Here is a 320-nt window from a genome sequence, read left to right on the forward strand (position 1 = left end):
GAACCAGTAGGCGTTCCCGATAGCTGCCAATAGCGTTTGAAACGGGATGGCATACAGCGCGATCCAGCGCGGGCCGGACACACGTTGAGCGATCACCATAGCGCCGTCATGCCAGAACACCTGCCGACGCTCATCAAGCGTCGTTAATCGATTGCGCTCCTCGGCCATGATCGTTTGCACTCGCTGATCGCCGCCTGCGCGGAATTCATAGCGAAGGGGCTCCCCTTGTCGGAGAACACATAAAAGCCCGGCCGATTCTCCCTATTCCGAAAATGCTGGATGAATTCTGCACTCGGAATGCTAACGGCAAGGGTCGCCAC

General features: G+C 57.5%; 1 protein-coding gene. It reads right to left on the reverse strand.

Translation table 11 applies throughout. The annotated features are described in order from the left end of the window. Positions 1-180: hypothetical protein (locus tag CDV44_RS27610; RefSeq protein WP_141118864.1), on the reverse strand; the 180-nt coding region annotated here is incomplete at its 3' end. Between the last annotated feature and the right edge of the window lie 140 nt (positions 181-320).

Origin of the sequence: Pandoraea sp. PE-S2R-1 (assembly GCF_002179865.1) — a bacterium.
GTDB lineage: Bacteria > Pseudomonadota > Gammaproteobacteria > Burkholderiales > Burkholderiaceae > Pandoraea.